Source organism: Rheinheimera sediminis (assembly GCF_004005375.1).
Taxonomy (GTDB): domain Bacteria; phylum Pseudomonadota; class Gammaproteobacteria; order Enterobacterales; family Alteromonadaceae; genus Pararheinheimera.
The window spans coordinates 1-514 of record NZ_RZUF01000089.1; the positions used below are offsets into that span (position 1 = coordinate 1).

Consider the following 514-nt stretch of genomic DNA (forward strand, 5'->3'; position numbering starts at 1 on the left):
CTTTCTTTTGGCGAAGCAAAAGAAAGCTATCTCGCCTAAGGCGAAACGCTTTGAACACAAGTAGTAGGTAACCAGAAGCTACCACAGGCCGGAAAAACAGCCTGAAACTCAGGATTTATTTCACCATCTGCTTATCGGTGTCAATAGCGTAACGAAACCCTCGCGCACTGCAGAGTGCTTGCGCTCGGCCACAAAGCGTGTGGAGGACCTGAAACTTATGTGGCGTATTCGACTGAGCATACAGACGAAGCTGAGCTGTTAAAGCTTGCTGAACACTATAAAAATGCACAACAGACCATGCAAAAGCAGGAAAGAATGTATTCTGACTGCGCTATTGTGCCAGAACCCAAGGTGGGGTGGGTGAATGGCTATTGTGTACTTGGGGCTGAAAATGTTTTATAGAGAAAGCTGATGATGTCCTATGCAGAATCTTTTGCGGTTATTTTTCACAGGGTAGCCGAGCGTAAAGGGGGCAAAGCCGCATTGCAGTTTTTGTTAAATAAACCCCGTACAG

General features: G+C 46.3%; 1 protein-coding gene. It reads left to right on the top strand.

The window, feature by feature from the left end; translation table 11 throughout:
- The first annotated feature begins 219 nt into the window (after positions 1–219).
- On the top strand, positions 220–402 hold the full coding sequence (locus EMM73_RS19880) for a hypothetical protein (RefSeq protein ID WP_127688488.1): 183 nt from the start codon (positions 220–222) through the stop codon (positions 400–402).
- Positions 403–514 lie beyond the last annotated feature (112 nt).